The following is a 24,345-nucleotide window of genomic DNA, read 5'->3' as shown; positions in this document are numbered from 1 at the left end:
TTCGCGGGGCAAACGTATAATAGCGCCAAAGGATGCAGGTGCAGACCTGCGCTTACAAATAAACATCCGCCGCCTGCAGCAACACCTGCGCCATCCCCACTTGGCCCTTCGGCTCCCATGCCCATCGGCTGAGCGTGCATGTTGTCGGGACGACGCAGCCTGATCTAAATCCTCATTGCGCTGGATCACTTTAACGACACCCACGTTACCAGCCATGATCTCACTCGCGCCTGAACATCAGTTCGTCAACGCCGGAAGTATTCGGCTTCATGTCGTTCAGGCCGGGCCTGCCGAGGGTAAGCCGGTCATGCTCCTGCACGGCTTCCCGGACTTCTGGATCGGCTGGAGACGGCAGATCGGTACGCTCGCTTCCGCCGGATATCGGGTCATCGTTCCCGACCAGAGGGGCTACAACACCAGTGACAAGCCAGAGGGCATCCGCGAGTACACCCTCCCCAAGCTCCTCGGCGATGTCGTCGCCCTGGCCGACGCGCTCGGCATCGGAAGGTTTCACCTCGCCGGCCATGACTGGGGCGGCATCGTCGCTTGGGCCGCCGGGGCAAAGTTGCCTCATCGCCTGGACAAGCTCGTCATCCTGAATGCGCCCCATCCCGAGGTGCTGTTTACCCATGCCCTGCGATCTCCGACGCAGTTTCTGCGGAGCAGCTACGCGGTTTTCTTCCAGAGCCCCTTGCTGCCCGAAGCCGTTTTGGGTGCGCGCCGCTCGGCCTTGCTCGCACGAGCACTCAGGACATCCAGCCGGGAAGGCGCCTTCGAAGAAGAGGAGATTGCAGAATATCGGCAGGCTTGGGAGCGGCCGGGGGCGCTGACCAGCATGCTCAACTGGTATCGCGCCTTGCGCTTTCGCCCGAGCCTGAAGGAGCGGATCACGACGCCTACTCTTGTTATGTGGGGGATGCAGGACCAGGCTCTGGAATCCGGGCTGGCCAAGCGCAGTCTCGCCCTTTGCGACGATGGCCGCCTGCAGACTTTCGAGGAGGGGACGCATTGGGTTCAACGCGAAGAGAGCAACGCGGTGAATGCGGCGCTTCTGGCGTTCCTGGAGGGCTGAGGAACTCAAAAATGGATAGAAACTGGGGGCAGCGTCAGATGGAGCCGGAGGAGGCCTGCAGGGCATTCCTGGCTGCTGCAAAAGAGGAGGGGACATTACAACTAGCTAAGTTGGATTGCGGTATAAGGTTCTATTATCTCCGACCAACACCGCCTTCGCGGAGCCCGCCGCCAGCAAGGAGAGGCGACGGACCCCCGCCACAGCGGCTGCACATCCGAAGAACGACCGCTGCAACCTCTAAACCCGCGAGGGGCCTACATCGTTCCCCTATCCGCGCCTACAGCTGGGTTGGTCAACGGGCTCTTCCCGCCTAAGTTCCCCCTCATGGCACTCCACTGGTTATCCCCTCCGGTCTACGTCAGGGCCAACCGACCTGGGCTCACCTACGGGGTGAGCCACGTCAAGGGAGCCGCCGAGGAACATGAAGTGGCCGAAGAGGGGACCGAAGTGGAAGCTGGCGATCCAGTCCTGCGCCGACGCATTTTAGGGGCGGCTGACCCCGGTGGAGGTCCGTCAGGCCTTCGAGGCTGCTGCCAAAGAGGCCAAGACGTTCCTTCCTGCTGATTAGCCATCGAGAACGATGCAGAGTGCCCCTCTTTGCGAATGCCGACGCCGGCACAGTCCCGGTTATCTTCGGTTCTCGTGCCGACCTGGCTGAACCATCTGACGGCCACCACCAGATTAGTTGCCACCGCCGCGACTTGGGTCCTGGCTGTCCCGGACGAAGCCAGGGCCTTCTCACGTCCAGGCTAATAGCCCGTTTGAGGCGTTTCGGCTGCCGCGGGAGAAGGCAGTATTTCGGGCTTCAAGTGGGGCGGCTCTTCAGTGTTAGCGAGGCCGGCATGACCTCACATCAGATCTTCAACCATCCGCGCAATTTTCCCCAGACCTGCGGTGGTCCCTCTTGTTCTAAGGAGTCCCTGTTCAGCCGCCGCCGCCTTGAAGGCCTCGAGCGCAGCTTGCTGGCTGCAATGCCCGGCCAGGGACTCCTCGACCATTCGGATCGCGTTGAGCCGCCCCGGCTTTCCCATTCTAGGCCATGGTTGCTGAAGCACCTTCATTGCGTCGGCTATGGACGCGACCACCGTCAGGTTGCGATTGAGGCAGATTGTAATTGGACTGAAGGCCCGCATTCTTGTCGCTCCCCACGATTGAACGCAGCTAAACGCGAAGACAAGGGCAGTGGTTGCATGAATGTGGATTACCGCGAATTCAAAGAACCGCTGGCCGATGCGATTGAGGCTGAGCAGGCTCTCCTTGGGCCCGGCTCTTTGCCTCGCCGGACCATCCTTCTCGTCGAACAACAGGACCCGACCGGCAAAAAGCATCTGTGCACCGTCCGACGCCGCGAACTATTTTTCGAGCTCGTCACGCCGCTTGCCCGACGGCTTCTCAAGCACACCGCGACGAATTCGACGGCTGTGAGGGAGGAGATGAAAAGATTATGGTCGTTTCGTTGGGCCGTCCTTTAGAGCAGGGGCTCCGAGGCGGTTTGTATCGAGCAGATGTCGCATCAGATCTTGACCTGGAGATCGGCTCCGGCAGCGGGATCGGCGCAGCGCGGCAAGGATGCCACGTTCCTTCGGCGGCTCACCGGCGATGGTCTGGCTGACGGCCCCGCGAAGGCGCGAAGCATCGAGGCCTTCTTCTGCCAGTCGGGCGAGCCAACTTTCTTTGGCTGGGAGGGCGGTGCAGTGCTTCGGCTCGGAACTGTTGACACATGCGCCAGACTGGCAGACCGGAAGCGGCGGCGTGCCCTGACGTCATGGAGACTAGCCTCGCTTCCGAAGCCGCAGATTGTGATCTCGTTGACTATGCAGAGCATCCAGCCGTCGTTTTGATCCGTTTCCGTCATCCAGAGCCAGCGACCATCCATGATCCGTCTCAACCGCTTAAAAGCCGGTCTTGCCCCGCCGCGACTGTGTGGAAATCAGCCATGTTTCAAAGTCGGAATGCTGGACGAACTCGCCAAGGAACTGGAGCGACGCAAGCACTGCTTCGTTCGCTACGCCGACGACTGCCCTCTATGTTCGCAGCGAGCGTGCGGGCGCACGGGTGATGGCCAGCGTCGAACACTTCCTCGACAGGCGTCTGAAGCTGAGGGTCAAGATGCGGACGAGCGCGGGTCAGCTTAGGCGAGGAGCGTTTCATAGTCTGGTGGGGCCTAATTCGCCTCGTAGTCCTAGTGGTCACCTATAGGCGCTCACCGGTCCCCTGAAGCGCCGGATAAACGCTCCGCTCACTGACCCCCAGTTCCTTTGGCTATCGCTGTTCTGGTCATGCCCTCGGCATCCAACTTCACGATCTTGTCGCGCTTCCCCATCGCTGCTGGCTTCCGTCCTGGGTACTTGGTCTTGTCGCCTTTGACGGCATCGATCCCGATCCGTTGGCGCTCCAGCATGACGCTACGCTAAAGGCCATCCGCCAGTATCTGGCGCCCTTCTACAAGTGGCGGCAGGCCGAGATCGTGGCGACGGCCGAGCCGCTGATGCCTGGCCCCCAGGCCTTTATGCGCATCATCAGCCGGCGCGATCAGGCCAGACCTTTGATACGCCTGTTCGTGGCCTCCACGCTCATATCGGCGCAGCGGGCGCTCGACATCACTAGAGCTCATTGGCAAGCAGCCCGCCGATATACACTGGCCGTGTCCAGGCGTGGGCGTGGCCTTTCCGCTTGGGTATAGGGTGCGGCCTGCCCGGTCGGCCGTCCCTCGATCGACCCTGAGTTGCTGATCCGCATGCGGATCGTCGGCAGCTCGTCCTCGACTCGATGCGCGAAGTCGTCGACGCCGTGCGCACCGGGAAGACAAGCCTGGAGCTGTAGCGGCCCCGCCTGTCCCGCCCCGGTGTCGTCGCTTCGCTGGCGCTAACGGTGAGACCGCATAGATCTGGTCCAGTATTTTCAGCATCAGAACGTTGAGCTGGCGGGAACTTGCTCGCCAGCCGAGTTGAGTTCAGGCGGTGGTCGGGGGAGATCAGCCAGCCACACGCTGGTGATTCCCAACCTGAGCCGATGTGCCAATCAGCAACCTTCGTCGGTCTTTTTCACCTGGCCCGGCGCGGCGGTGTTGGCTGTCGTGTCCTGCTGACCAGGCGCCGCCTGCTGAGCGCTGCCAGTCTGCTGGCCGGGCGCGCAGTCTCTGGCCGAGTTCGGATTTGTGGTGCCGCTGGTGGTGGTCGTGTCGGTGCCCTGATCGCCGGACATGTTGGTCCCGCTGCTCGTCGTGCCGGTGCCCTGATCCGTCGTGCTGGGCATGGTTGTGGTGGTCGAGGTTCCGCTCGAAGTTCCGCTCGTCGTCTGGGCAAAGGAAAGCCCGGCCGACACCGCCAGCACGGCCGAAGCCAAAAGGATGCGTTTCATCTTCTTTCTCCTGTCTGAATGCGCGGGATGCGCCTGGCAAATTGAACAGGCAGACAGAAGGAGTGTTCCCCGGTGAAGTTCAACTTTTGTAACTCTGGTCGTAGGTCAGCCTTAGGATGGCCGGCGTATATTAGAGGCCTCTTGAAGAAGACACTGCCCGCACCAGAATCCATGGCATGGCTCGGAGAATAGGCATTGGTGACCAGGTGGCGATTACGGCCAGGGTTCTGACGCGGGTAACAGAGGACCGCGTAAGGGTCTCGATCCCAGGTTACGACTTCCCACATTCCATCATCGACCACACCAAGGTGAACCGAGGCCAGCAAATCGACCTGAAAGGCGAGGTCACGCGCATCGACGAGGACACCGTGACGATCGGCCTCGGGCCGCTGGTCACGGTCGACCGTGACAAGGTCCGGCTAATCGAGAAATATCGGCCGCCAAAACGACGAAAGGCACTGTCGTTGCCCCGGATTAGAACCGACAACATCGCGACAGGCTATGAGGGCAGGCCGCATGACGGGCCGGTAGAGGACGAGTCGAAGCACTTGGTCTACTGCCCAGTCTGCGGCCAAACGTTCGACGCGCGCGATCTTGGACAGGTCTTCCACCACGCTGAGCCGCAGCACGAGCCGCTTCCGGTCGAGCAATAGTCCAGCTAGTTGAGTTCCGGCGGCAGACCGTCATTGAGACCCTTCAGCGCGCCACCGACGTACGTTGGATGAGAAAAGGGTGCTGCGTGCACCGCGCCTTCCCCGCGCGCCGATGCTCCACCTGGACCGCAAAAAAGTCCCGCCGCACTGCCAGAACGGCGGGACCGATCAAACGCTTTGCACCAGGCGGGGGGATGCGGGGGGTGGGCTTGCCAAGTGAGCGCGGACCGTAACCAACCCTAAGCGCCACAGCGGCAACGCGTCCACCAACCGCCGGTTGGAGCGACAGGACGATTGAGCCGCCGGCAGGTCAGGTCATCCCGGGTCGCTATCGCTCGCAACCAGACGGTAGCGGAAATTGTTGCGGATGTGGTCGTTGAAATAGCGGCCCTTGGCGAACGCGGCCCGGAACGCGGCAAAGGTTTCCGGCGGTACCCCCTCAAACTCGTACCGCTTGCCGCTGGCGACGAACCACACCGAGAGGGTCCTTCTATCCAGATCATATTCCATCTTGCGGATCGAAGTAGATGGCATGAGCACCACAGGCCGAGGCCCGCGCCCTTGCGGGGAGCGCGGGCCGATCGGGATACCGATCTGCAGCAATACCTGGAGGGGAGGAATGGCTGCGTGCACCGAACTTGCGCGGCGGTCCCGTGTTCCAACCAGGATACACAAAAAGCTAGCCGCACCTTTCGGCATCATGCGGACGTTGGATTTCTGAGAAAGCGGGAGCGTCAATACCAACTTCTGGCGATGGAATTTTCCCGTGAGATAGGCACGCTCCACGGCGAAAGGAGTGCCCCGCCATGGCCGTCCTCGCCTATAACCTTGCCAATGACATCAAAGGATCGTGGAGGGTCGTCTTCGTGCCGGACGAACTGCATCTGTATGTGGAATTCAGCCAGCCAGACGCCGACACAAACCCGGCTGATTGGATGAGCGTTGATGATTTCCTTGCATGGCGGCCGAAAGGCGCACTCCACGAGCGAGCGCGCGACAGCTTGGTTTCGCTCATTTGCAAGGCGCTGACAGGGCGATGAGACACGGCAAACCCGCACCGAGATCGAGTGCGAGCGCCGCGAGTGGGCCTAGGGCCCCACCCGGCAAACCGCGGCGGGCGAGTGCCTCGGGGACACGATGGTAGATTGCTAATGCGTCCGCGTGTGGCCTTAAGTCGCAAACTATTGGCTTCAGAAGCAGGGCGTAGGGCTTCATTGATGGTGCTACCAACACCATATGGTGACCCATAGCCCTCCAAAACGAGAGAAGCTCGTCCCGACGGGTCGCACTGCGGCCGTCAGCTGGTAATTGCTACGAACTAGGAAACCATCATGCCTGAAAATCCTGAAAATATCAGACCAACTTCGAGAGATGTCCCCCTCATTCAGCTAGGCCTCTATCAATGCCGCTTCCCGGTGAGCGAAGACCCGTCAGTACCCGGTGGTTATCGTTTTTGTGCTGGGCCAACTTCGCCGGATCGCGTCTACTGCGATCACCACCACAACATTGTGACCGCCGTGGACCCTCGTCGAGCCCGTTCGGGTCTTCACCTCGCTCAACGACGCGCCGCGTAAGCCTGACTGGCGGCGGCCTCCCGGCCAGGCGCTATGCGCTCCAAGGCCTTGGCTACGACCTTGCCGTCGGCTCGGTCTGGCCCATCCTGCCTTATGCCGTCTTCGCCGATGTATCCCCGTCGCCCGATTGAGAACGACGACTTCTCGCCGAGCCCTTCAGCTCGCTAATCGCACAAACGCGTCGGCTCCAAAGGTTTGTCTGTCAGCACATCTTCAATGTGCCCGCGCCTGAAGCCCCAACATCTTCTGCGACCAAACCGCGTACCTGGCACCGCCGATCGGTTGCTGCGGCGGATTTTTGCTGTTCGCAGCTGAACAATGCCTATCAACCTTGTCATCGCACCTAGTCGCACGTAGCGGCCGTTCGAATTCTCATCGCTCGGCGCGATGTTTGGTCCGTCTGCCCAGAAGAGCGGAGCAAGCCATTGACACCCACGAAGTTGCTGATTGGGCAGATCGCTGTCGTATTCGCAATTGTCATTCTTGGCGTGTGGACTGCAACCCAATGGTGCGCCCACATGCTCTCCTATCAGCCGCCACTGGGCGCGCCATGGTTTGTGACAGTCGGCTGGCCGATCTACCAGCCGTGGAAACTGTTCGAATGGTGGTTCCAATTTGACGCCTATGCGCCTGAAGTCTTCGACAAGGCTGGCATACTTGCCGGAGCCAGCGGGTTCCTGGGCTGTGCCGCCGCGATAGCTGGGTCCCTCTGGCGCGCACGGCAGCGGGGGTTGGTCACCACCTATGGGTCCTCACGATGGGCCATGAAGCTGGAAATCGAGAAGGCGGGGCTGTTTCAGCCGGCCGGCGTTTTCCTTGGCGGACTGAATTATCGCTATCTGCGCCATGACGGACCAGAACACGTCATGGCCTTTGCGCCGACACGTTCGGGCAAGGGCGTCGGACTCGTTGTTCCAACCCTTCTTTCCTGGACCGGCTCGGCCGTCATTCACGACATCAAAGGCGAGAACTGGCAGCTGACCTCTGGCTGGAGGTCGAAGTTCTCGCACTGTCTCTTGTTCAATCCGACCGATCCGAGATCGGCGCGGTACAACCCGCTGCTGGAAGTGCGCAAAGGTCCAGATGAGGTCCGCGACGTTCAGAATATCGCCGACATTCTCGTCGATCCGGAAGGCGCGCTGGAGCGGCGGAACCATTGGGAGAAGACCAGTCATTCACTCCTAGTTGGCGCCATCTTGCACGTGCTCTACGCCGAAGAGGAAAAGACACTCGCCCGTGTCGCCACCTTCCTGTCGGACCCGCAACGCTCATTCGCTGCGACACTGCAGCGGATGATGACCACAAACCACCTCGGCACGGTGGACAAGCCCCAGGTCCATCCGGTCGTGGCCTCGGCGGCTCGTGAGGTGCTGAACAAGTCAGAGAACGAGCGCTCAGGCGTTCTCTCGACCGCCATGTCGTTTCTCGGGCTCTATCGTGATCCAACGGTGGCCGCGGCAACATCGGCCTGCGACTGGCGCATTGCCGACCTTGTGGATGCCGAGCGACCGATGTCGCTGTATCTGGTCGTGCCGCCGTCGGATATCTCGCGCACTAAGCCCCTGGTGCGATTGGTGCTCAATCAAATCGGCCGGCGGCTGACCGAGCGCCTGGAGGGCGATCCAAAGAAGAGCCGCAAGCATCAGCTCCTGATGATGCTGGATGAATTTCCGGCGCTCGGTCGGCTCGACTTCTTCGAGACTGCGCTCGCCTTCATGGCAGGCTACGGCATCCGCGCTTATCTGATAGCGCAATCGTTGAACCAAATCTCCAAGGCCTATGGCGAGAACAACGCCATTCTCGACAATTGCCATGTGCGGATTGCCTTTTCCTCAAATGACGAGCGCACGGCCAAACGCATCTCGGACGCGCTCGGTACCGCGACGGAACTCAGATCGATGCGCAACTATGCCGGCCATCGGTTGGCGCCCTGGTTGTCCCACGTCATGGTAAGCCGCCAAGAGACCGCTCGCCCCCTGCTGACGCCGGGTGAGGTGATGCAGTTGCCGCAGGCTGACGAACTAATCCTGGTTTCGGGATTGCCGCCGATTCGCGCCAAGAAGTTGCGTTATTACCAGGATCCGAATTTCACGGAGCGAGTGCTGCCTTCGCCGGTGCTGCGCGACGGTGCCTACGCGGATCGGCCCACGTCGCGCCCGGACGATTGGAGCGGACAGGTGCGCGGCGTGGATCGGCGTCTTGCTGGCGATGACGACAGTGCCGGCGCGGCAATCGAAGACGGAGGTGTCCAGCAGCAGCGCCATCCGGGCCTGCGCGAAGAACGGACCCTCGTCGTCCAGGAGCCTGATCAGGGCGATCTGTTCACGCCCGCAGACGATGACTGCGAGACGCTCGCCGACAAGCGCGTCATGGATCGGATTTCCACCGCCGCACGTGCGTACGGCCTCAACGAGGGAATGGGCGACGACAAGGACATCGTGCCCGGCTTCTGAACGGCGCGCCATACGCGGGCGCATCTCAGCGTAGATAACGGCCGTAAGCGATTTCGAGGATCTCGACGATGCTCGTTCCCGTCGCCGGTGCATCAGCGCCGGTCAGAGGGAACGAGCAGCATGAAGCCCCACCGCATTCGTCACCAGTTTTTGCTTGAACCCGAGTTGAGCGAGAAGCTGGAGAACCTCAGCCGCAATCCATCGACCACCAAATCGGCCATTGTGGCGCACGCGGTCGAGACCTTTATCGAGCGGCGTGGGGAGAATGAACTCGACCAGCGCTACGGCAAGAGGCTCGACCGTCTTTCCCGCGACCTCGGACATGTCAGGCGCGATGTCGAGATGATTCTGGAGAGCCTGGCGCTCTTCATCCGCTTTTCGATCACGCTTCATGCTCACACGCCGGTGCCGGACAGGGCCACGCAAGCGATTGCCCAGGAGCGCTTCGACAAATTCGTCGAACAGGTCGGCCGCCAAATCGCTTCCGGGAAACGGTCACTTGGCACCGACGATCGCAGGGGAGGGGAAGGATGAGTTCTCATCCGGAAGCCGACCATCGCCGCCGCGTCATGCTGCGCACCGCCATGGGTCCGGCGATCACCGAAGCCCTTGCCGATCCGACCGTCATTGAGGTGATGGTCAATCCCGACGGTGCGCTGCGGCTCGACCGGTTGGGTGAAGGCCGGGTCGACACCGGCGTGCACATGCATCCTTCTGAGGCCGAACGCATCATCCGCCTGGTCGCCTCCCACGTGCGCGCCGAGGCGCATGCTGACAATCCGATTGTCAGCGCCGAATTGCCATCGGGCGAGCGCTTCGAGGGTCTGCTGCCGCCTGTCGTGCTGGGGCCTTGCTTCGCCATCCGAAAGCCTGCGGCGAAACTCTACACGTTGGCCGACTATGTCGCCGACCGGGTCATGCTGCCGCTGCAGGCCGATGCGCTGAAGAAGGCGGTCCGCGAGCGGCGCAACATCCTGGTCGCCGGCGGCACGTCGTCGGGCAAGACAACACTTGCCAATGCGCTGCTGGCACAAGCCGCCGATTGCGACGAGCGGGTGATCCTGATCGAGGACACGCGCGAACTGCAATGCGCGGCGAAGGATTGCGTTGCCTTGAGGACGAGGCGGGGGGCGGTCACGCTCGCCGATCTCGTGCGCTCGACCCTGCGGCTCAGACCCGACCGCATCATCGTGGGCGAAGTCAGGGGCGCGGAAGCCCTGGACATGCTGAAGGCATGGAACACCGGGCATCCCGGCGGCATCGCGACGGTTCACGCCAATTCGGCGCGCTCCGCTCTCTACCGTATCGAGCAGCTCGCCCAGGAAGCCGTCGTCACCGTTCCCCGCCGCCTCATCGCTGATGCGGTAGATCTGATCGTCTTCATCGCTGGGCGCGGATCCTCGCGCCGCATTGACGCGATCGCTGAGGTCACCGGTCTCGACAGCAGCGGTGATTACGCCGTCACCCCGCTCACGCTTCCGCAACTCCAGCAGTTTTGAAAGGTCACCTCATGCTCAAGAAGCTTCGCTTCCTTTCGTCCACCGCGCTCGCGTTTCTTCTCACCGTCCCGGCCCACGCAGCGGGCTCCGGCATGCCTTGGGAACAGCCGCTGCAGCAGATCCTTGAGTCGGTGCAGGGACCGGTCGCCAAGATCGTCGCGGTGATCATCATCATCACTACCGGCCTGACTCTTGCCTTCGGCGACACGGCAGGCGGTTTTCGCCGGCTGATCCAGATTGTCTTCGGCCTGTCGATCGCCTTCGCGGCATCGAGCTTCTTTCTCTCCTTCTTCTCCTTCGGCGGCGGGGCACTCGTTTGATGGCCACCGGAGAGCAGCATATCGAGGGTTTCGAAGTCCCCGTTCACAGGGCATTGACTGAGCCGATCCTGCTGGGCGGCGCGCCGCGAGCGGTGGCGATCCTCAACGGCACGGTGGCCGCCGCCATCGGACTTGGCCTGCAGCAGTGGATCGCCGGACTGGCGCTCTGGATCGCCGGCCACACGCTCGCGGTCTTTGCCGCTCGCCGCGATCCGGACTTCGCCAGCGTGCTTGTCCGTCATCTTCGCCTGAAGGGGTGGCTTGCATGCTGAACCTTTCGGAGTATCGCGGCAAAGCCGATCGGCTTGCCGATCATCTGCCCTGGGCCGCTTTGGTCGCGCCCGGCATCGTGCTCAATAAAGACGGTAGCTTCCAGCGAACCTTCCGGTTCCGTGGCCCCGACCTTGAAAGCGCGACCGAAGCCGAATTGGTCGGCATCTGCGCACGAGCCAACAATGCGCTACGAAGGTTGGGCTCCGGATGGGGGTTGTTTTTCGAGGCCGAGCGCGTTGAAGCGCTGGGCTATCCGAGCTCGGCTTTTCCCGATGCTGCCTCATGGCTGGTCGATGAGGAACGGCGCGCGGCCTTCGAGGGCAAGGTCGCGCACTTCGAGAGTCGCTATCATCTGACCTTGGTCTTCATGCCGGCGCCAGATGGCCAGGCGCGGGCGGAAAGCGCACTGGTCGACTCGCATCACTCGGGAGGGGCTAGAGACTGGCGCCAGGAGCTGGCGTGGTTTCGCGACGGGACCGACCGCGTCCTGGATTTGCTGTCCGGCTTCATGCCGGAAGTGCGCGCCCTCGATGATGCCGAGACGCTAACCTATCTGCACGGCACAATCTCGACCCGCCGCCAGCCAGTGGCCATGCCGGAAACGCCAATGTATCTCGACGGTGTTCTGGTTGACGCGCCGCTTACCGGCGGCCTGGAGCCGATGCTGGGTGAGCAGCATCTGTGCACCCTCACCATCCTTGGTTTCCCGAACGTCACCCGGCCAGGGATCCTCGACGCGCTCAACCATCAGGATTTCGCCTACCGCTGGATGACGCGCTTCATCCCGCTCGACACGACGGAAGCCACAAAGACACTGACCCGGTTGCGCCGTCAGTGGTTTGCCAAGCGCAAATCGGTCGCAGCCATCCTGCGCGAGGTCGTGACCAACGAACCCGTCCCTCTCGTCGATAGTGACGCCGACAACAAGGCGCTCGATGCGGATGCCGCCCTTCAGGCATTGGGCGGCGATCACGTCGGCTTCGGCTATCTCACCACAACGGTGACGGTATGGGACCAGGACCGGCAGGCCGCCGCGGAAAAGCTCCGAGCGGTTGAGCGCATAGTCAATGGGCTCGGCTTCACCACGATCCGTGAAAGCATCAATGCGGTCGAGGCGTGGCTCGGCTCGTTGCCCGGTCATGTCTACGCTAACGTTCGCCAGCCGCTCGTTCACACGCTGAACCTTGCCCATGTCATGCCGCTGTCGTCGGCGTGGGCCGGTCCGGTGGATAACGAGCATCTCGCCAACGTGACTGGGACCGAATCCCCGCCGCTTCTCTTCGCAGAGACCAACGGGTCGACACCGTTTCGGCTTTCCACCCACGTTGGCGATGTCGGCCACATGCTGGTCGTTGGGCCGACCGGTGCCGGCAAGTCGGTTCTGCTTGGGCTAGTCGCTCTGCAGTTTCGACGCTATGCCGGGGCGCAGGTCTATGTCTTCGACAAGGGCAATTCGGCTCGTGCGGCAACACTGGCCATGGGCGGAGAACACCACGCGCTGGGCGCGGATGGTGCGCTTGCCTTCCAGCCACTGCGCAATATCGGCGACCAGGCTACTCGCAGCTGGGCGGCGAAATGGATCGCCGGTCTCGTTGCCCATGAGAATGTCACCGTAACGCCGGAGGTGAAGGAGGCGATCTGGTCGGCCCTGACCAGCCTTGCCACCGCGCCGGCGCAGGAACGCACGCTCACTGGATTGTCGGTCCTGCTTCAGTCCAATGCGCTGAAATCCGCGTTGATGCCGTACACGCTCGATGGCCCGTTCGGGCGTCTGCTCGACGCCGATGACGATCGGCTGGCCTTGTCGGATGTGCAGTGCTTCGAGACCGAAGAGCTGATGCACAGCCAAGGCGCTGTGCTCCCGGTGCTCACCTATCTGTTCCATCGTCTCGAGGAGCGGTTCGACGGACGGCCGACGCTGCTGATGCTCGACGAGGCCTGGGTCTATCTCGATAACCCTCTCTTTGCCGCCCGCATCCGTGAATGGCTGAAGGTGCTGCGAAAGAAGAACGTGTCGGTGATCTTTGCCACGCAGTCGCTTGCCGACATCGCTGGCTCTTCCATCGCGCCGGCGATCATCGAGAGCTGCCCACAGCGCATTTTTCTCCCCAATGACCGTGCCGTGGAACCGCAGGCGCGGGTGGCTTATGAGCGATTTGGTCTGAACGAGCGGCAGATCGAATTGGTCGCCCGTGCCACACCGAAGCGCCAGTATTATGTGCAGTCGCGCCGCGGCAACCGCCTCTTCGAGCTCGGGCTCGGCCCGATCGCTCTTGCGCTCTGCGGCGCCTCTGATCCGGCCACGCAAGCTTTGATCGACAGCGTCCTGTCAGAGCACGGGCAGGACAGCTTTACCTCCCGGTTCCTGAGTGCACGCGGCCTCGATTGGGCTGTCGAGCTTCTCCAGCAATTCCCTCAACCAGACAAGGAGCAATCGTCATGATGCGGCGCCGCCTTCTCACCAGCCTGATCACCGTTTCCCTAATCGCAAAACCGATGGCCGACTACGTCCAGCCGGCCCACGCCCTGATCGTGTTCGATCCGTCGAATTATGCGCAGAACGTGCTGACAGCGGCACGTTCTCTGGAGCAGATAAACAACCAGATCCAGTCGCTTCAGAACCAGGCGACCATGCTGCAGAACATGGCGCGGAATCTTCAGCGCTTGGATTTTTCTTCCGTCGGCCAGCTCACAGGTTCGCTCCAACGGATCGACGGCCTGATGACCCAGGCCAGCGGCCTGAGCTTCGATCTCGACAAGCTTCAAAACCAGTGGCGTGTGCAATATCCGGAAAGCTACGACGCCACAATCAAGGTCAGCGATGTGGCGAGCGCCGCGCGCGAGCGCTGGCAAAACGCCATGCAGGCGTTCCGCCAAACCATGAGCGCGCAGTCGCAGATCGTGGAGAACGTGCAGGCCGACGGCGACCTGCTTACCGATCTCGTCAACCGCAGTCAGGGCGCGGCAGGTGCCCTTGAGGCAAGCCAGGCCACCAATCAGCTGATCGCGCTTTCGACCAAGCAGCAGATGCAGATCCAGACGCTGCTCGCGACCCAGTTCCGGGCTGAAGCCGAAGATGCTGCCCGCAAGGCGCAGTCCGAGGAAGCCGCCCGCGAGACGACGAAGCGTTTCCTGGGCACCGGTACGGCCTATCCCGGCAACTGATCAGCAGTTCTTCAAGACAACGAGGAAGGCGGCGACATGAATGACCTCGGCGTCATTGATCGCTTCATGGAGACTTTTACCCGCCATATTGATAGCGGGTTCGGTCTGCTTTCGGGCGACGTCGCCTTTCTCACCACCATCCTGATCGGCATCGACATCACGCTGGCCGGCCTGGTCTGGGCGTTCGGCGGCGAGCCCAATGTTCTTGGCCGGCTTGTCCGAAAAGTGCTCTATGTCGGCGCCTTCGCCTTCATCCTGAACAATTTTAAGAACCTCGCCGACATCATCTACCATTCCTTTGCCGGGCTCGGCATCAACGCATCGACCGGCAATCTGTCCGCCGACAGTCTCCTGCGGCCAGGCCGCATTGCCGCGGCCGGCTTCGAGGGCGCCTGGCCGCTGCTCAATCAAGCGAGCCAGCTAGTCGGCTTCCCCGAGATCTTTGGCAACGCGCTGACCATCTTCGTGCTGCTTCTCGCCTGGTTCCTGGTCCTCATCGCCTTCTTCATTCTTTCAATTCAACTCTTCATCACCATCCTGGAGTTCAAACTCACCACATTGGCCGGTTTTGTTCTGGTGCCCTTCGCGCTCTGGAACCGCTCGGCGTTTCTGGCCGAGCGCGTGCTCGGCAATGTGATCTCGTCGGGCATTAAGGTGATGGTGCTTGCTGTCATCGTCGGCATCGGCTCCACGCTCTTCGGTGAGTTCGCTTCCGCGCTGCAAGGCAAGGAGCCGGACTTGGCCGCGGCCATGTCACAGGTACTGGGCGCGTTGGCGCTGCTTGGGCTCGGCATTTTCGGGCCGGGAATTGCCTCGGGTCTTGTCTCGGGCGCGCCGCAGCTTGGCGCGGGAGCCGCACTCGGAACCACCGCGGCGGCCGCCGGATCAACGCTCGTTGCCGGAGGTGCGGCGCTTGCCGGCGCGCGCATGGCAACCGGCGGCGGTCTCGCCGCCGTTCGAGCCGGCACGGCCATGGGATCGGCTGCTTCCACAGCTTGGCAGATGGGGCGTGCAACATCGCCCGAGTCCGGCCTCTCCGGCGTAGCTGCTGGACTGCAGGGCGCTGCCGGCGCAGCTGGCGGCGCCGCGATGCGGGGAATGCGATCTGCAACAGAACCATTCCGGCGCAGCGCCGATGCCGGCCGCGATGCCGCCTGGACCGCGACGGGCGGCACGCCGACCGCATCAATGAGCGGAAACCCTGCCGCGTCAGGTGCCAATGCCGCGCCGGCGTGGGCGAGGCGCTTGCGTTCCCAACAGACCGCGCGCGCCCATCGCCACGCCGCCACGCAGGCCGTCCGCGATGGCGATCGGGGTGGAAGCGGGGCCAACCCCTCTCTCAACGATAAGGAAGACTAGATGCTCTTCAAGCGACCTGTTCAGCGTTACGGGAAGACGCCCCACCCCGTCACACCATACCAGAATGCCGCCCAACTTTGGGACGAGCGCATCGGCACTGCGCGCGTGCAGGCAAGGAATTGGCGCCTGATGGCCTTTGGCTGCCTCGCTCTGGCCATCGGGCTCTCTGGTGGACTCTTGTGGCAGTCGATGCAGGGCCGCGTCGTGCCTTATGTTGTCGAGGTCGACCGCTTCGGTGAAACACGGGCTGTCGCGCCGGCAATCCAAACCTACGAGCCCGACGATGCCCAGATTGCCTGGCATCTCGGCCATTTCATCCAGAATGTCCGCTCCGTCTCCACCGATGCGGTGCTGGTGCGGCAGAATTGGCTCTCGGCCTACGACTTCGCCACCGACCGTGCAGCCCTCTTTCTCAATGAGTACGCTAAGGCCAATGACCCGTTCGGCAAGATCGGCACGCGCAGCGTCTCGGTGCAGGTGACGAGCGTGGTTAGAGCGTCCGACAGCTCCTTTCAAGTCAAATGGACCGAGCAGGTCTTTGAGCGTGGCAGCCTCGCCAGCACAACGCGTTGGACCGGAATCCTCACCATTGTGATCCGGCAGCCGAACAATACCGATCAGCTGCGCAAAAACCCGCTCGGCGTCTTCATCAATGCCATCGACTGGTCGCGCGAGCTCGACAGTGCCGCGCAGACTTCCGTTCCCCCAAAGGAGCCCGCCAATGATAAATAGACTCTCGTCGCTCCGCACTGCGCTGGTCCTGTCGACGTCGGCTGCGGTCATCTCCGCCTGTGCCTCGAAGCCGGTGCCGCCACCTCAGATTTCCTATGATGCTGCCAAGTTCCAACCGGCGGCAATCGAGAAGGCGCCGGAGAAGCCCGTCAAAGTCGTGGAAGTGCCGAAACCGCTGCCGCTGCCCGGCCAGTTGCAGCCCGAGCCGGGCAAGGCTGCTGAAGACAAGCGCTCGCCTGAAGAACGTGTCGCCGATGCCAACAAGGCGGCGACGCAGCAACCCACCAAATATGGCTATGTGAATGCGGTGCAGGTTTACCCTTTTGCCGAAGGCGCGCTCTACCAGCTCTATGCCGCACCGGAGCGCGTCAGCGATATCGCTCTGCAGTCAGGCGAGAAACTCCAATCCGTGTCGGCCGGCGATACAGTGCGCTGGGTAATTGGCGACACCGTCAGTGGCTCCGGCGATGACCAGCGCACCCATGTGCTGGTGAAGCCCTTCGCGCCAGGACTTGCCACCAATCTGGTGATCACCACGGACCGGCGAAGCTATCACCTGCAGCTTCAAAGCACGGATAAGACCGCCATGGCGGCCATCTCCTGGACTTACAGCGAGGACCAGATCATCGCGCTACGCCGGCGCAATTCGCAGGCCGAGGCTGCTATGCCAGTGGCGTCGAATGTGGCTCTCGAAAATATTCGCTTCCGCTATGCAATCACCGGCGATACGCCACCCTGGAGGCCGACGCGTGCCTTCGACGATGGCAGCAAGGTCTATATCGAATTTCCTGGCCGCATCGATCAGGGCGAGGCCCCGCCACTCTTCATCGTCGGTGCTGACGGGGACAACCAGCTCGTCAACTACCGCATACGTGGCAACTATTACATCGTCGATCGCCTCTTCGCCGCGGCCGAACTGCGCCTCGGCGCCAAGCAGCAGCAGGTGGTGCGCATCACGAGGACCGACGGCAGGCAAGCGCCGCGGCGGATATCGCTCTTTTCGCGTTCCAGCAGGTGAGGGGACGACCCATGACGGATACTTCCCGCTCCGATGCTCCACCGAAACTCGATCCAGAACAGCTGCAGCTGCGGGCCTCGCCCCGCCGCGCTGTGCGCTTCAAGCGCAGCATTATTGTCGCCATTGCAGCTGTTGGTTCCGGCACCATTCTAGGCGTCACCATGATGGCGCTGCAGGGACCGGCACTGCGCATCAAAGAGCAGGCTGAAGAGCTTTACAACACTGAGCGGAAGCCAACCGCGGAGGCAATTGAAAGGCTGCCTAAGGACTATTCCGGGATCAAGCCCAAGCCTCCGGTGCTTGGACCACCGCTGCCCGGCGATCTCGGCCGCCCCATCCTTGAGCACCAACGCCAGCTGGGCATCGCACCGGGCCAGGAGGTTTCGGCGGAGGAGCAGCGCCTTGCACAGCAGGCGATCGAGGCGCGCGAATCGCAAGTCTTCTTCCGGATCGAAAATCGACCCCGGCTAACGGATGCCGCCGGCAACGGGCAGGGCGGGCGTCCACCCTTTGAGGCAACGGCTCCACAATCGGACGCCGCACGCGATTCAGCTTCCGTAGCACCGGCCGAGGGCGACCAAAACAATCAACAGCGAAAGCTCGATTTTGTCAGCCAGCGGAACACAAGTGGAATCTACAATCTGCATGCACTGCAGACGCCGGCTTCGCCGTATCAGCTGATGGCCGGCAGCGTCATTGCAGCGAGCCTGATCACTGGCATCAATTCCGACTTGCCCGGCCTCGTCGTCGCACAGGTCACCGAGAATGTGCAGGACACAGTCACCGGCAGCACCTTGCTCATTCCGCAAGGCTCTCGCCTGATTGGCACCTATGACAGCGTTGTTGCCTTTGGACAAAGGCGCGCGCTGCTGGTCTGGCAACGGATACTGCTGCCCGACGGCTCTTCGATCGAAATCGACAATCTGCCGGCGACGGACACCGCCGGCTATGCTGGGCTTGAGGACAAGGTGGATTTCCACACCTGGCAGCTGATGAAAGGCGTTGCGCTGGCCACGTTGCTGGGGGTCGGCACGGAGCTGAGCCTCGGGCAAGACGAAAGCGACCTGGTCAAAGCAATCCGCGAATCCGCTCAGCAGAACGTCAGTCAAGCTGGCCAGCGCATCACCGAGAAGAACCTCAATATTCAGCCCACGATCACCGTCCGCCCTGGTTGGCCACTGCGCGTCATCGTGCACAAGGATCTTGTGCTACGGCCGTACCCGAATTGACTGGAGTCATCATGACCAATCTGAAACTCGGCAAACTTCCGGATCGGACACCTTCGAAGATCACCATAAGCGTAAGTGCAGACCTGAACCAAGCACTGAAGGACTATGCGGCGCTTTATCGTCAGACCTATGGCGAGTCCGAATCGGTAGCGGAACTGATCCCGTTCATGCTGGCGGAGTTCCTGGAAAGCGATCGAGCGTTTGCCAAGGCCAGAAAGGAAGGGCTCCCTGTCGTCGACATGTCAGAGAAATCGCGGCGGCAGCCAATTTCAGGGTCCGAATAAGTCACAGCGACCAGTGAGTCCGAGGGGGCACCTTTCTAGGCGGGCGAATGCATTGAAGCAACTTGCCGGCGGCAAGCCGAAACATAGGGCACAATAGTCGAGCTGATCTGCCCCGAACCAATGCCGGCTCTGCGCCTCATGTCGGTCACCCCGTCGACGTCAGACGTGCACTGAAAGCAGACATGATGCCGCAGACACGACACGTGAGCTTGTGGCGTGATCGTGATGCCGATCAGGCCTAGGTAGATCATGATATTGCAACTTACTGGGCTTCGACGGGCGGGGCGTTGGGCCGATAACCTCGCGGCTCCGCTGCTCTCTCCCGACTAGATGAGGCAAGTCACAGCTATGAGCCGCAGCAGGCGAGAAGTTATTCTTCGAAGAAACTTTATGGTTGCTAGTTTCTCGCGATATTCACATGATCAGCCTTGGCTCTAAAAGGTAGAAAACGCTGCCCGCCGAGGAATCGTCTTTTAGCCTAAAATGAAGCCTGACGTGCCGACACCGAATCACTTGGAGTAGATCATGCGAAACGTCGCGCGGGCACCAAGTCCGCCAGCGGCCTTGGGGGGCTCGCTCGCTACGGAGAGACGTCAATCCTTTCTCCGTTATCTTCAGTTGGATCCGATGAAACGCGAACAGACCCGCGTTCCGATCATGCAGCTCGAGTCACGGGAGATCATGCGCGATCTCTCGCACATGTTCCTGGGAAAGTGCGCGTTCTGCGAACAGGCTTCGAAAAGCATGTTCCTGCACCGCTTCAGGCCGATGAACGATGCCGAGCCAACGATCGGCAGCGAGGAGGACGGGCGGGCACGCGATGCCCATCTCTACTACGGCTGGCTGTCGGATGCCTGGATCAATCTCTGTCCGAGCTGCGGGGACTGCAGGCCGAAACGAACCAATTACTTCCCGGTCGACGGACAGAGGACGCCTATCCCGACGCCGGAAGAATATGCCCGGTTTGTCGAGAAAGGCGACGGGACGTGGCCGGACATGGTCCTCAACGAGGCACCGCTCCTAGTCGATCCCTGTGCCGACGACATTGCCCGCCATCTCGTCCCGCGGAAAGACGGATCGATGGAAGCTGCAAGTCCACAGGGCGAGGAAACCATCAAGCATTTCCGGCTCAATCGGACGCGATTGAGAACCAGACGAAAGCAGGCCTTCGACGATTATGCAAAACTTGAAGGCGATGGGCCGAACGACACCAATGAATTCGTAGGCCTCTGGCGGATACTCAGGCGCCAGGTCGATGCCAGCGACGCGGAAATTGTGCGGATTGCCGCTTCTGCGAATATCGTCGAGGAAGACGACATAGCGGGAGCACCCCCCCGCCTCAAGGAAATCCGGCTGACGAACTTCAAGGCCATTGAGACGCTGTCGATCAAACTGCCTGCTGCACCAGACTCGACCGAACGCATGGCGCAGGCATTGTTGATCCTTGGCGAAAACGCTGCTGGCAAGAGCTCCATCCTAGAGGCGATCGCGCTTGCCCTCATCGGCACCGACGCGCGCCCCGACCTGGTGGAAGAACCGGGTAGCCTAAGGCTCAACCCCAGCTTCATGGGTGCCGAGGACCTGCCGCAAAGGCGATCGGCCAAGGTTCGCCTTCAGTTCGACAATGGACAGGTCTCGACACTCACGGTCGGTGTCAAGGGCTATTCTCAAATCGGCGAGAACCGATTGCCCTTGGTCTTCGGCTACGGCGCCTACCGTCATTATGTGCGCGACCTGCATGACTGGAAACCGTCACGACCGGTGCTCAGCCTGTTCCATACCGACAGCCTGCTCAGCAATCCGGAGCACTGGCTTCTCGGGTTGCCGCCGACCGAGTACCGGGCCGTCGTCCAGGCCTTGGGAGTGATCTTCGGGGCGGCCGAAGAGATCGAAGTCATCCATCGAGACGAGGCCAAGAGGCGATGCTTCGTTGAGATGCAGATTGATGCGTCCGGCAAGAAGAGCAGGACCCCGCTCTCAAACGTCTCGTCGGGCTTCCGTACCATTCTCGCATTGTCCTGCGACATCCTGCGATGGCTCATGGATCGCGACATCAATCCGAACTTCACAACGCTGACCTCGGCGGAAGGGATCGTGCTGATCGACGAGGTCGAGGCCCATCTCCATCCGCGCTGGAAGATCCACATCATGAAGGGCCTGCGCACTGCATTGCCGTCGATGACCTTCATCGTCACGACGCATGATCCGTTGTGCCTCAGGGGAATGCGCGACGGTGAAGTGGTGGTGTTGAGCAAGGTCGCCAGGCAGCTAGGCAGCGGCCAGATCCCGCTCATGGTCGACAGCCTCACCCAGTTGCCGAAGGTGTCGGCGCTGACCATCGAGCAGCTCCTGACCTCGGACCTGTTCAGCCTGTTTTCCACCGACGACCCCGAGATCGAGGCAAGCCTCGCAAGGCTTGGCGACTATCTCGCAAGAAAGGACGGGAGTGCGCCGGACCAGAACGTCAGAACTGCGATGGACGCGATCCGCAGGCAGGTAGTGGATGCCCTTCCGGTCGGCATGAGCGAGGCTGCCCGCCTCGTGCAGGAGGCCGTTGCCGACTACCTCGTCAAGCGGCGCAACCTTGCCGGCCGGCCACGCGAGGTCCTGCGCGATGAAACGAAGAGGCGGATCCTGGCCGTCCTGGAGGGCATCTGATGCGGCGCGTCGATCGGACCCTGGTTTCGGCGCCGGCTGTTCTTGTCGGTGAGAAAAGCCGCGGCGGCAAGGAACTGGCAAAGGCGAAGATCTTCTTCGCGGCGCAGGCAAAGGCACAAGCTGTGACAGCGGCCGCCGGCGCTGCGGCTCCAGGTGCGAAAACCAGGAAAAAGAAGGACAAGACGTTCAGTTTCAGCGCCTATTCCGACGAAGCAGTCAAATACGCGCTCGACAAGCTGTTCTTCGGCAAATGCGCTTATTGCGAAAGCCGGTATGCCAACCAAGCGCCGGTCGATGTCGAACATTACCGGCCAAAGGGACGCATCGCCCGAGTTGCCAATCATCCCGGCTACTGGTGGCTTGCCATGGTGTGGGACAACCTGCTGCCAAGTTGCATCGATTGCAATCGGCGGCGCTGGCAGGACTTGCCGAGATTCCCCGAGAGTCTCGCGCAACTGCTGGCGGCTCCTGAAATGCAAGGTGTCAAGGCATCGCTTGGCAAGCAGGATTTGTTTCCGATCGCCGGTGCAGCCAGGGCGACGGCGGACTTTCCCGGTATCGACGAGCAGCCCGACCTGATCAACCCCTGCGTTGACGTTCCGGAAGAGCACTTGGTGTTTCACATTGACCGTGGCGACCCTCTCGGCCTCGTCCTTCCGACCTTCAAGGACAACGTCCCTTCCAGGCGTGGCCTGACATCGATCCATGTCTACGGCCTGAACCGGCTCGGATTGGTTCAGGAGAGAACACGGGTCCTGCGCAAGCTAGATTTCCTGAGCCGGTTGATCGACGAGATCGGCAAGATTTCGGAGACGCTGCTTGCCAGCCTTGATCAGCAGACCAAGACCATGGGCGCGCGGCTCGACCTGCTGGTCAACCAAATCCTCGACGAAATCCGCACGATGGCGGAGCCGGGCCAACCCTATTCGAGCCTCGTGAAGGCCTGGTCGGACACGCTTAAAATCAATTGAGGTAGATGGGACATGAGCGCGCCTGAACTGAGCTGCGACCTCGTCATGAAGGGCGGGATCACAAGTGGGGTTGTCTACCCGAAGGCCGTCGTGAAACTTTCGCGCAAGTACCGCTTCCGCAATATCGGCGGTACGTCGGCCGGCGCGATTGCCGCGGTGGTCACTGCCGCCGCCGAATTCGGTCGCGCCGAAGGCGGATTTGAAAAGATCGAGGCGCTCCCAAAGCAGCTGTCAGCGACGCTCTTGGAGAAATTCCAGCCTCGCCAGGAGCTTCGCCCGGTCTTCAATCTAGTGCTGGCGGCGATGTCGAAAAGTATCGCGGGCACGGTCTTCGCGCTTTTGAAGGGCTACCCGGTGCCAGCCCTTTTTGGTGCCATCCCTGCGATCATAATCGCCATCATGATCCCGTTCACCTGGCATTCCCTGCCAGCGGCGCTGCTCGTTGTCTTGCTGTTCCTGTTTCTGCTCCTTCTTCTGCCGGCCGCCACAGCGGCTTTGGTCGCCGCCCGCGATGTCGCCCGCAGGCTCCCGCAGGCCGATTACGGCCTCTGCAACGGAATGACCCAACCTTATATGACGGCCGGCCATCCCGCCCTGACGGAGTGGCTAGCCGACACGATAGATCTCGTCGCCGGGCGTTCGGCCACCGGGGCACCGCTTGGGGTCAAGGATCTTCAATCCCGCCAGATCAAGGTGCAAACGGTAACCACCGATATCACCTCGCATCGCCCCTACGTGCTGCCGATGGAGAATAACCTTCATCTCTTTTCCGAGCGGGAGTTCCGTTCGCTTTTTCCTGCTCGCGTCGTCGACGCGATGCTGACGACGCCAAAGGAGGGGTCAAGCGACCTCTATCCGTTCAAGATCGACAATCTTCCGCTAGTGGTCCTCGCACGTATGAGCCTCAGCTTCCCGGCACTGATCTCGGCGGTGCCGCTCTACAGGATCGACTATACGCTGGTCGGCGTCCCCGAACAGGACAGGTTGGTGCGCTGCATGTTCTCCGACGGAGGGCTGTCGTCAAATTTTCCGGTACATTTCTTCGACCGCTTCCTGCCGTCGCGCCCGACCTTTGGCATCTCTCTCGGCGAATATGACCGCCGGCGGGAGAAGCCGGAAAGCACCGGGGAAACCCGCGTATTTCTTCCGACAAAGGCGGGACAGGGGCAACTCCTGCCAACGCAAGGCTTTTCCGGCCTGATCGCCTTCGTGTTCGCCCTGTTTGACAGCGCCAAGGACTGGCAGGATTCCCTCCAGTCGATCCTCGCCGGCTATCGCGAACGGATCGTGACGGTCGACCTCAAACCGGAGGAGGGCGGCCTCAACCTGGATATGCCACCCGCCCGCATAGACCAGCTCACCGGCTTCGGCGAACGTGCCGGCGACCTCATCACAAACGATTTCGAACTCAACGAGCACAAGTGGCGTCGGTATCTAGTCGAAGTCCGCGCGCTCGACGAGATGCTGCGCCAATTCGCCGATGCCTACGCAGAAGAACCCGAACCGGGCTCGCTTGGATACGCAGAGATCGCAACCAGCTACGAACCGTCATCCTACAAGGATCCCTCGGTAAGCGAACGGCAGATCTTGCGAGAACGAGCGGAGGCGATCGCCGCTCTTGGAAAAGCGTTTCAGAAGCAACAGCGTCTGGAAAGCTTCGACGATCATATGCCGAAGAGCCGCAGCCGGATCCGCTCTGTTGCCCGGATGGACTATTGACCGCGA

At 61.6% G+C, this 24,345-nt stretch carries 23 protein-coding genes; 19 read left to right on the top strand and 4 right to left on the bottom strand.

The window, feature by feature from the left end; all coding sequences use genetic code 11:
• The first annotated feature begins 214 nt into the window (after window positions 1-214).
• Window positions 215-1,072 (top strand): alpha/beta fold hydrolase, encoded by an 858-nt coding sequence (locus NKJ81_RS20145; protein WP_352457935.1) that lies wholly within the window; start codon window positions 215-217, stop codon window positions 1,070-1,072.
• An 848-nt stretch (window positions 1,073-1,920) separates the two neighbouring features.
• On the opposite strand, the gene NKJ81_RS20140 is transcribed toward NKJ81_RS20145, so the two are convergent.
• The 3 genes from NKJ81_RS20140 to NKJ81_RS20130 form a co-directional block, all read right to left on the bottom strand.
• Window positions 1,921-2,400 (bottom strand): DUF982 domain-containing protein, encoded by a 480-nt coding sequence (locus NKJ81_RS20140; protein ID WP_352457936.1) that lies wholly within the window; start codon window positions 2,398-2,400, stop codon window positions 1,921-1,923.
• Between the two features lie 114 nt (window positions 2,401-2,514).
• Window positions 2,515-2,727 (bottom strand): hypothetical protein, encoded by a 213-nt coding sequence (locus NKJ81_RS32670; protein ID WP_502895030.1) that lies wholly within the window; start codon window positions 2,725-2,727, stop codon window positions 2,515-2,517.
• Between the two features lie 1,366 nt (window positions 2,728-4,093).
• Window positions 4,094-4,432, bottom strand: coding sequence for a hypothetical protein (locus NKJ81_RS20130; protein ID WP_352457937.1), 339 nt, complete (start codon window positions 4,430-4,432; stop codon window positions 4,094-4,096).
• 176 nt (window positions 4,433-4,608) lie between these two features.
• Here NKJ81_RS20130 and NKJ81_RS20125 point away from each other — a divergent pair, with 176 nt between their 5' ends.
• Window positions 4,609-5,085 (top strand): hypothetical protein, encoded by a 477-nt coding sequence (locus NKJ81_RS20125; RefSeq protein ID WP_352541494.1) that lies wholly within the window; start codon window positions 4,609-4,611, stop codon window positions 5,083-5,085.
• A gap of 315 nt (window positions 5,086-5,400) precedes the next feature.
• On the opposite strand, the gene NKJ81_RS20120 is transcribed toward NKJ81_RS20125, so the two are convergent.
• Window positions 5,401-5,871 carry a KTSC domain-containing protein gene (locus NKJ81_RS20120; RefSeq protein ID WP_352457939.1) on the bottom strand — a complete coding sequence of 157 codons (471 nt, stop codon included), beginning with the start codon at window positions 5,869-5,871 and terminating at the stop codon, window positions 5,401-5,403.
• Window positions 5,872-5,891: 20 nt separating this feature from the next.
• On the opposite strand from NKJ81_RS20120, the gene NKJ81_RS20115 reads away from it, so the two are divergent.
• From NKJ81_RS20115 to NKJ81_RS20035, 17 genes are all read left to right on the top strand, one after another.
• On the top strand, window positions 5,892-6,125 hold the full coding sequence (locus NKJ81_RS20115) for a hypothetical protein (protein ID WP_352457940.1): 234 nt from the start codon (window positions 5,892-5,894) through the stop codon (window positions 6,123-6,125).
• Between the two features lie 291 nt (window positions 6,126-6,416).
• Window positions 6,417-6,659, top strand: coding sequence for a GcrA family cell cycle regulator (locus tag NKJ81_RS20110; RefSeq protein WP_352541493.1), 243 nt, complete (start codon window positions 6,417-6,419; stop codon window positions 6,657-6,659).
• Between the two features lie 425 nt (window positions 6,660-7,084).
• Window positions 7,085-9,112: a conjugal transfer protein TraG gene (locus NKJ81_RS20105; protein ID WP_352495884.1), complete on the top strand. Its 2,028-nt coding sequence runs from the start codon at window positions 7,085-7,087 to the stop codon at window positions 9,110-9,112.
• 120 nt (window positions 9,113-9,232) lie between these two features.
• The gene (locus NKJ81_RS20100; RefSeq protein WP_352541492.1) at window positions 9,233-9,646 is read left to right on the top strand and encodes a CopG family transcriptional regulator; all 414 of its coding nucleotides are present in this window, start codon (window positions 9,233-9,235) and stop codon (window positions 9,644-9,646) included.
• A complete protein-coding gene (trbB, locus tag NKJ81_RS20095; RefSeq protein WP_352495886.1) occupies window positions 9,643-10,611 on the top strand; it encodes a P-type conjugative transfer ATPase TrbB in 969 nt (322 codons plus the stop codon). Before NKJ81_RS20100 ends, trbB begins: the two co-directional genes overlap by 4 nt.
• 11 nt (window positions 10,612-10,622) lie before the next feature.
• On the top strand, window positions 10,623-10,931 hold the full coding sequence (locus NKJ81_RS20090) for a TrbC/VirB2 family type IV secretion system protein (protein WP_023680310.1): 309 nt from the start codon (window positions 10,623-10,625) through the stop codon (window positions 10,929-10,931).
• On the top strand, window positions 10,931-11,203 hold the full coding sequence (locus tag NKJ81_RS20085; protein WP_023680309.1) for a VirB3 family type IV secretion system protein: 273 nt from the start codon (window positions 10,931-10,933) through the stop codon (window positions 11,201-11,203). The genes NKJ81_RS20090 and NKJ81_RS20085 overlap by 1 nt, the downstream gene beginning before the upstream one ends.
• Window positions 11,197-13,647 (top strand): conjugal transfer protein TrbE, encoded by a 2,451-nt coding sequence (trbE, locus tag NKJ81_RS20080; RefSeq protein ID WP_352541491.1) that lies wholly within the window; start codon window positions 11,197-11,199, stop codon window positions 13,645-13,647. The genes NKJ81_RS20085 and trbE overlap by 7 nt, the downstream gene beginning before the upstream one ends.
• Window positions 13,644-14,369 carry a P-type conjugative transfer protein TrbJ gene (gene trbJ, locus NKJ81_RS20075; RefSeq protein WP_352495888.1) on the top strand — a complete coding sequence of 242 codons (726 nt, stop codon included), beginning with the start codon at window positions 13,644-13,646 and terminating at the stop codon, window positions 14,367-14,369. Before trbE ends, trbJ begins: the two co-directional genes overlap by 4 nt.
• A gap of 36 nt (window positions 14,370-14,405) precedes the next feature.
• Window positions 14,406-15,728, top strand: coding sequence for a P-type conjugative transfer protein TrbL (gene trbL, locus NKJ81_RS20070; RefSeq protein ID WP_352541490.1), 1,323 nt, complete (start codon window positions 14,406-14,408; stop codon window positions 15,726-15,728).
• Entirely contained in the window at window positions 15,729-16,460 is a 732-nt protein-coding gene (gene trbF / locus NKJ81_RS20065) for a conjugal transfer protein TrbF (protein WP_352541489.1), read from the top strand.
• Window positions 16,450-17,478, top strand: a complete 1,029-nt coding sequence (gene trbG, locus NKJ81_RS20060; RefSeq protein WP_352541488.1) for a P-type conjugative transfer protein TrbG — start codon at window positions 16,450-16,452, stop codon at window positions 17,476-17,478. The genes trbF and trbG overlap by 11 nt, the downstream gene beginning before the upstream one ends.
• Window positions 17,479-17,489: 11 nt before the next feature.
• Entirely contained in the window at window positions 17,490-18,707 is a 1,218-nt protein-coding gene (locus NKJ81_RS20055) for a TraB/TrbI/VirB10 family type IV secretion system protein (protein ID WP_352541487.1), read from the top strand.
• A gap of 11 nt (window positions 18,708-18,718) precedes the next feature.
• Window positions 18,719-18,991 (top strand): DUF2274 domain-containing protein, encoded by a 273-nt coding sequence (locus tag NKJ81_RS20050; RefSeq protein WP_352541486.1) that lies wholly within the window; start codon window positions 18,719-18,721, stop codon window positions 18,989-18,991.
• Window positions 18,992-19,618: 627 nt separating this feature from the next.
• Window positions 19,619-21,649: an AAA family ATPase gene (locus NKJ81_RS20045; protein ID WP_352541485.1), complete on the top strand. Its 2,031-nt coding sequence runs from the start codon at window positions 19,619-19,621 to the stop codon at window positions 21,647-21,649.
• Window positions 21,649-22,620, top strand: a complete 972-nt coding sequence (locus NKJ81_RS20040) for an HNH endonuclease family protein (RefSeq protein WP_352449736.1) — start codon at window positions 21,649-21,651, stop codon at window positions 22,618-22,620. The genes NKJ81_RS20045 and NKJ81_RS20040 overlap by 1 nt, the downstream gene beginning before the upstream one ends.
• Window positions 22,621-22,632: 12 nt before the next feature.
• The gene (locus NKJ81_RS20035) at window positions 22,633-24,339 is read left to right on the top strand and encodes a patatin-like phospholipase domain-containing protein (protein ID WP_352541484.1); all 1,707 of its coding nucleotides are present in this window, start codon (window positions 22,633-22,635) and stop codon (window positions 24,337-24,339) included.
• Window positions 24,340-24,345: the final 6 nt, after the last annotated feature.

It is taken from the genome of Mesorhizobium sp. M0018 (genome assembly GCF_040323955.1).
Classification (GTDB): domain Bacteria; phylum Pseudomonadota; class Alphaproteobacteria; order Rhizobiales; family Rhizobiaceae; genus Mesorhizobium.
Note: the sequence above shows the minus strand (reverse complement) of the source record. Positions and strands in the feature narration are given on the sequence as shown.

Excerpts from the sequence above, each read along its gene's own strand:
- NKJ81_RS20045 (WP_352541485.1), top strand. The coding sequence starts at position 19,619 with ATGAAACGCGAACAGACCCGCGTTCCGATCATGCAGCTCGAGTCACGG.
- trbL (WP_352541490.1), top strand. The coding sequence starts at position 14,406 with ATGAATGACCTCGGCGTCATTGATCGCTTCATGGAGACTTTTACCCGC.
- NKJ81_RS20035 (WP_352541484.1), top strand. The coding sequence starts at position 22,633 with ATGAGCGCGCCTGAACTGAGCTGCGACCTCGTCATGAAGGGCGGGATC.
- NKJ81_RS20085 (WP_023680309.1), top strand. The coding sequence starts at position 10,931 with ATGGCCACCGGAGAGCAGCATATCGAGGGTTTCGAAGTCCCCGTTCAC.
- NKJ81_RS20050 (WP_352541486.1), top strand. The coding sequence starts at position 18,719 with ATGACCAATCTGAAACTCGGCAAACTTCCGGATCGGACACCTTCGAAG.
- NKJ81_RS20130 (WP_352457937.1), bottom strand. The coding sequence starts at position 4,432 with ATGAAACGCATCCTTTTGGCTTCGGCCGTGCTGGCGGTGTCGGCCGGG.
- trbG (WP_352541488.1), top strand. The coding sequence starts at position 16,450 with ATGATAAATAGACTCTCGTCGCTCCGCACTGCGCTGGTCCTGTCGACG.
- NKJ81_RS20040 (WP_352449736.1), top strand. The coding sequence starts at position 21,649 with ATGCGGCGCGTCGATCGGACCCTGGTTTCGGCGCCGGCTGTTCTTGTC.
- trbE (WP_352541491.1), top strand. The coding sequence starts at position 11,197 with ATGCTGAACCTTTCGGAGTATCGCGGCAAAGCCGATCGGCTTGCCGAT.
- NKJ81_RS20140 (WP_352457936.1), bottom strand. The coding sequence starts at position 2,400 with ATGCTTTTTGCCGGTCGGGTCCTGTTGTTCGACGAGAAGGATGGTCCG.
- trbB (WP_352495886.1), top strand. The coding sequence starts at position 9,643 with ATGAGTTCTCATCCGGAAGCCGACCATCGCCGCCGCGTCATGCTGCGC.
- trbF (WP_352541489.1), top strand. The coding sequence starts at position 15,729 with ATGCTCTTCAAGCGACCTGTTCAGCGTTACGGGAAGACGCCCCACCCC.
- NKJ81_RS20115 (WP_352457940.1), top strand. The coding sequence starts at position 5,892 with ATGGCCGTCCTCGCCTATAACCTTGCCAATGACATCAAAGGATCGTGG.
- NKJ81_RS20055 (WP_352541487.1), top strand. The coding sequence starts at position 17,490 with ATGACGGATACTTCCCGCTCCGATGCTCCACCGAAACTCGATCCAGAA.
- NKJ81_RS20125 (WP_352541494.1), top strand. The coding sequence starts at position 4,609 with ATGGCTCGGAGAATAGGCATTGGTGACCAGGTGGCGATTACGGCCAGG.
- trbJ (WP_352495888.1), top strand. The coding sequence starts at position 13,644 with ATGATGCGGCGCCGCCTTCTCACCAGCCTGATCACCGTTTCCCTAATC.
- NKJ81_RS20145 (WP_352457935.1), top strand. The coding sequence starts at position 215 with ATGATCTCACTCGCGCCTGAACATCAGTTCGTCAACGCCGGAAGTATT.
- NKJ81_RS20110 (WP_352541493.1), top strand. The coding sequence starts at position 6,417 with ATGCCTGAAAATCCTGAAAATATCAGACCAACTTCGAGAGATGTCCCC.
- NKJ81_RS20100 (WP_352541492.1), top strand. The coding sequence starts at position 9,233 with ATGAAGCCCCACCGCATTCGTCACCAGTTTTTGCTTGAACCCGAGTTG.
- NKJ81_RS20090 (WP_023680310.1), top strand. The coding sequence starts at position 10,623 with ATGCTCAAGAAGCTTCGCTTCCTTTCGTCCACCGCGCTCGCGTTTCTT.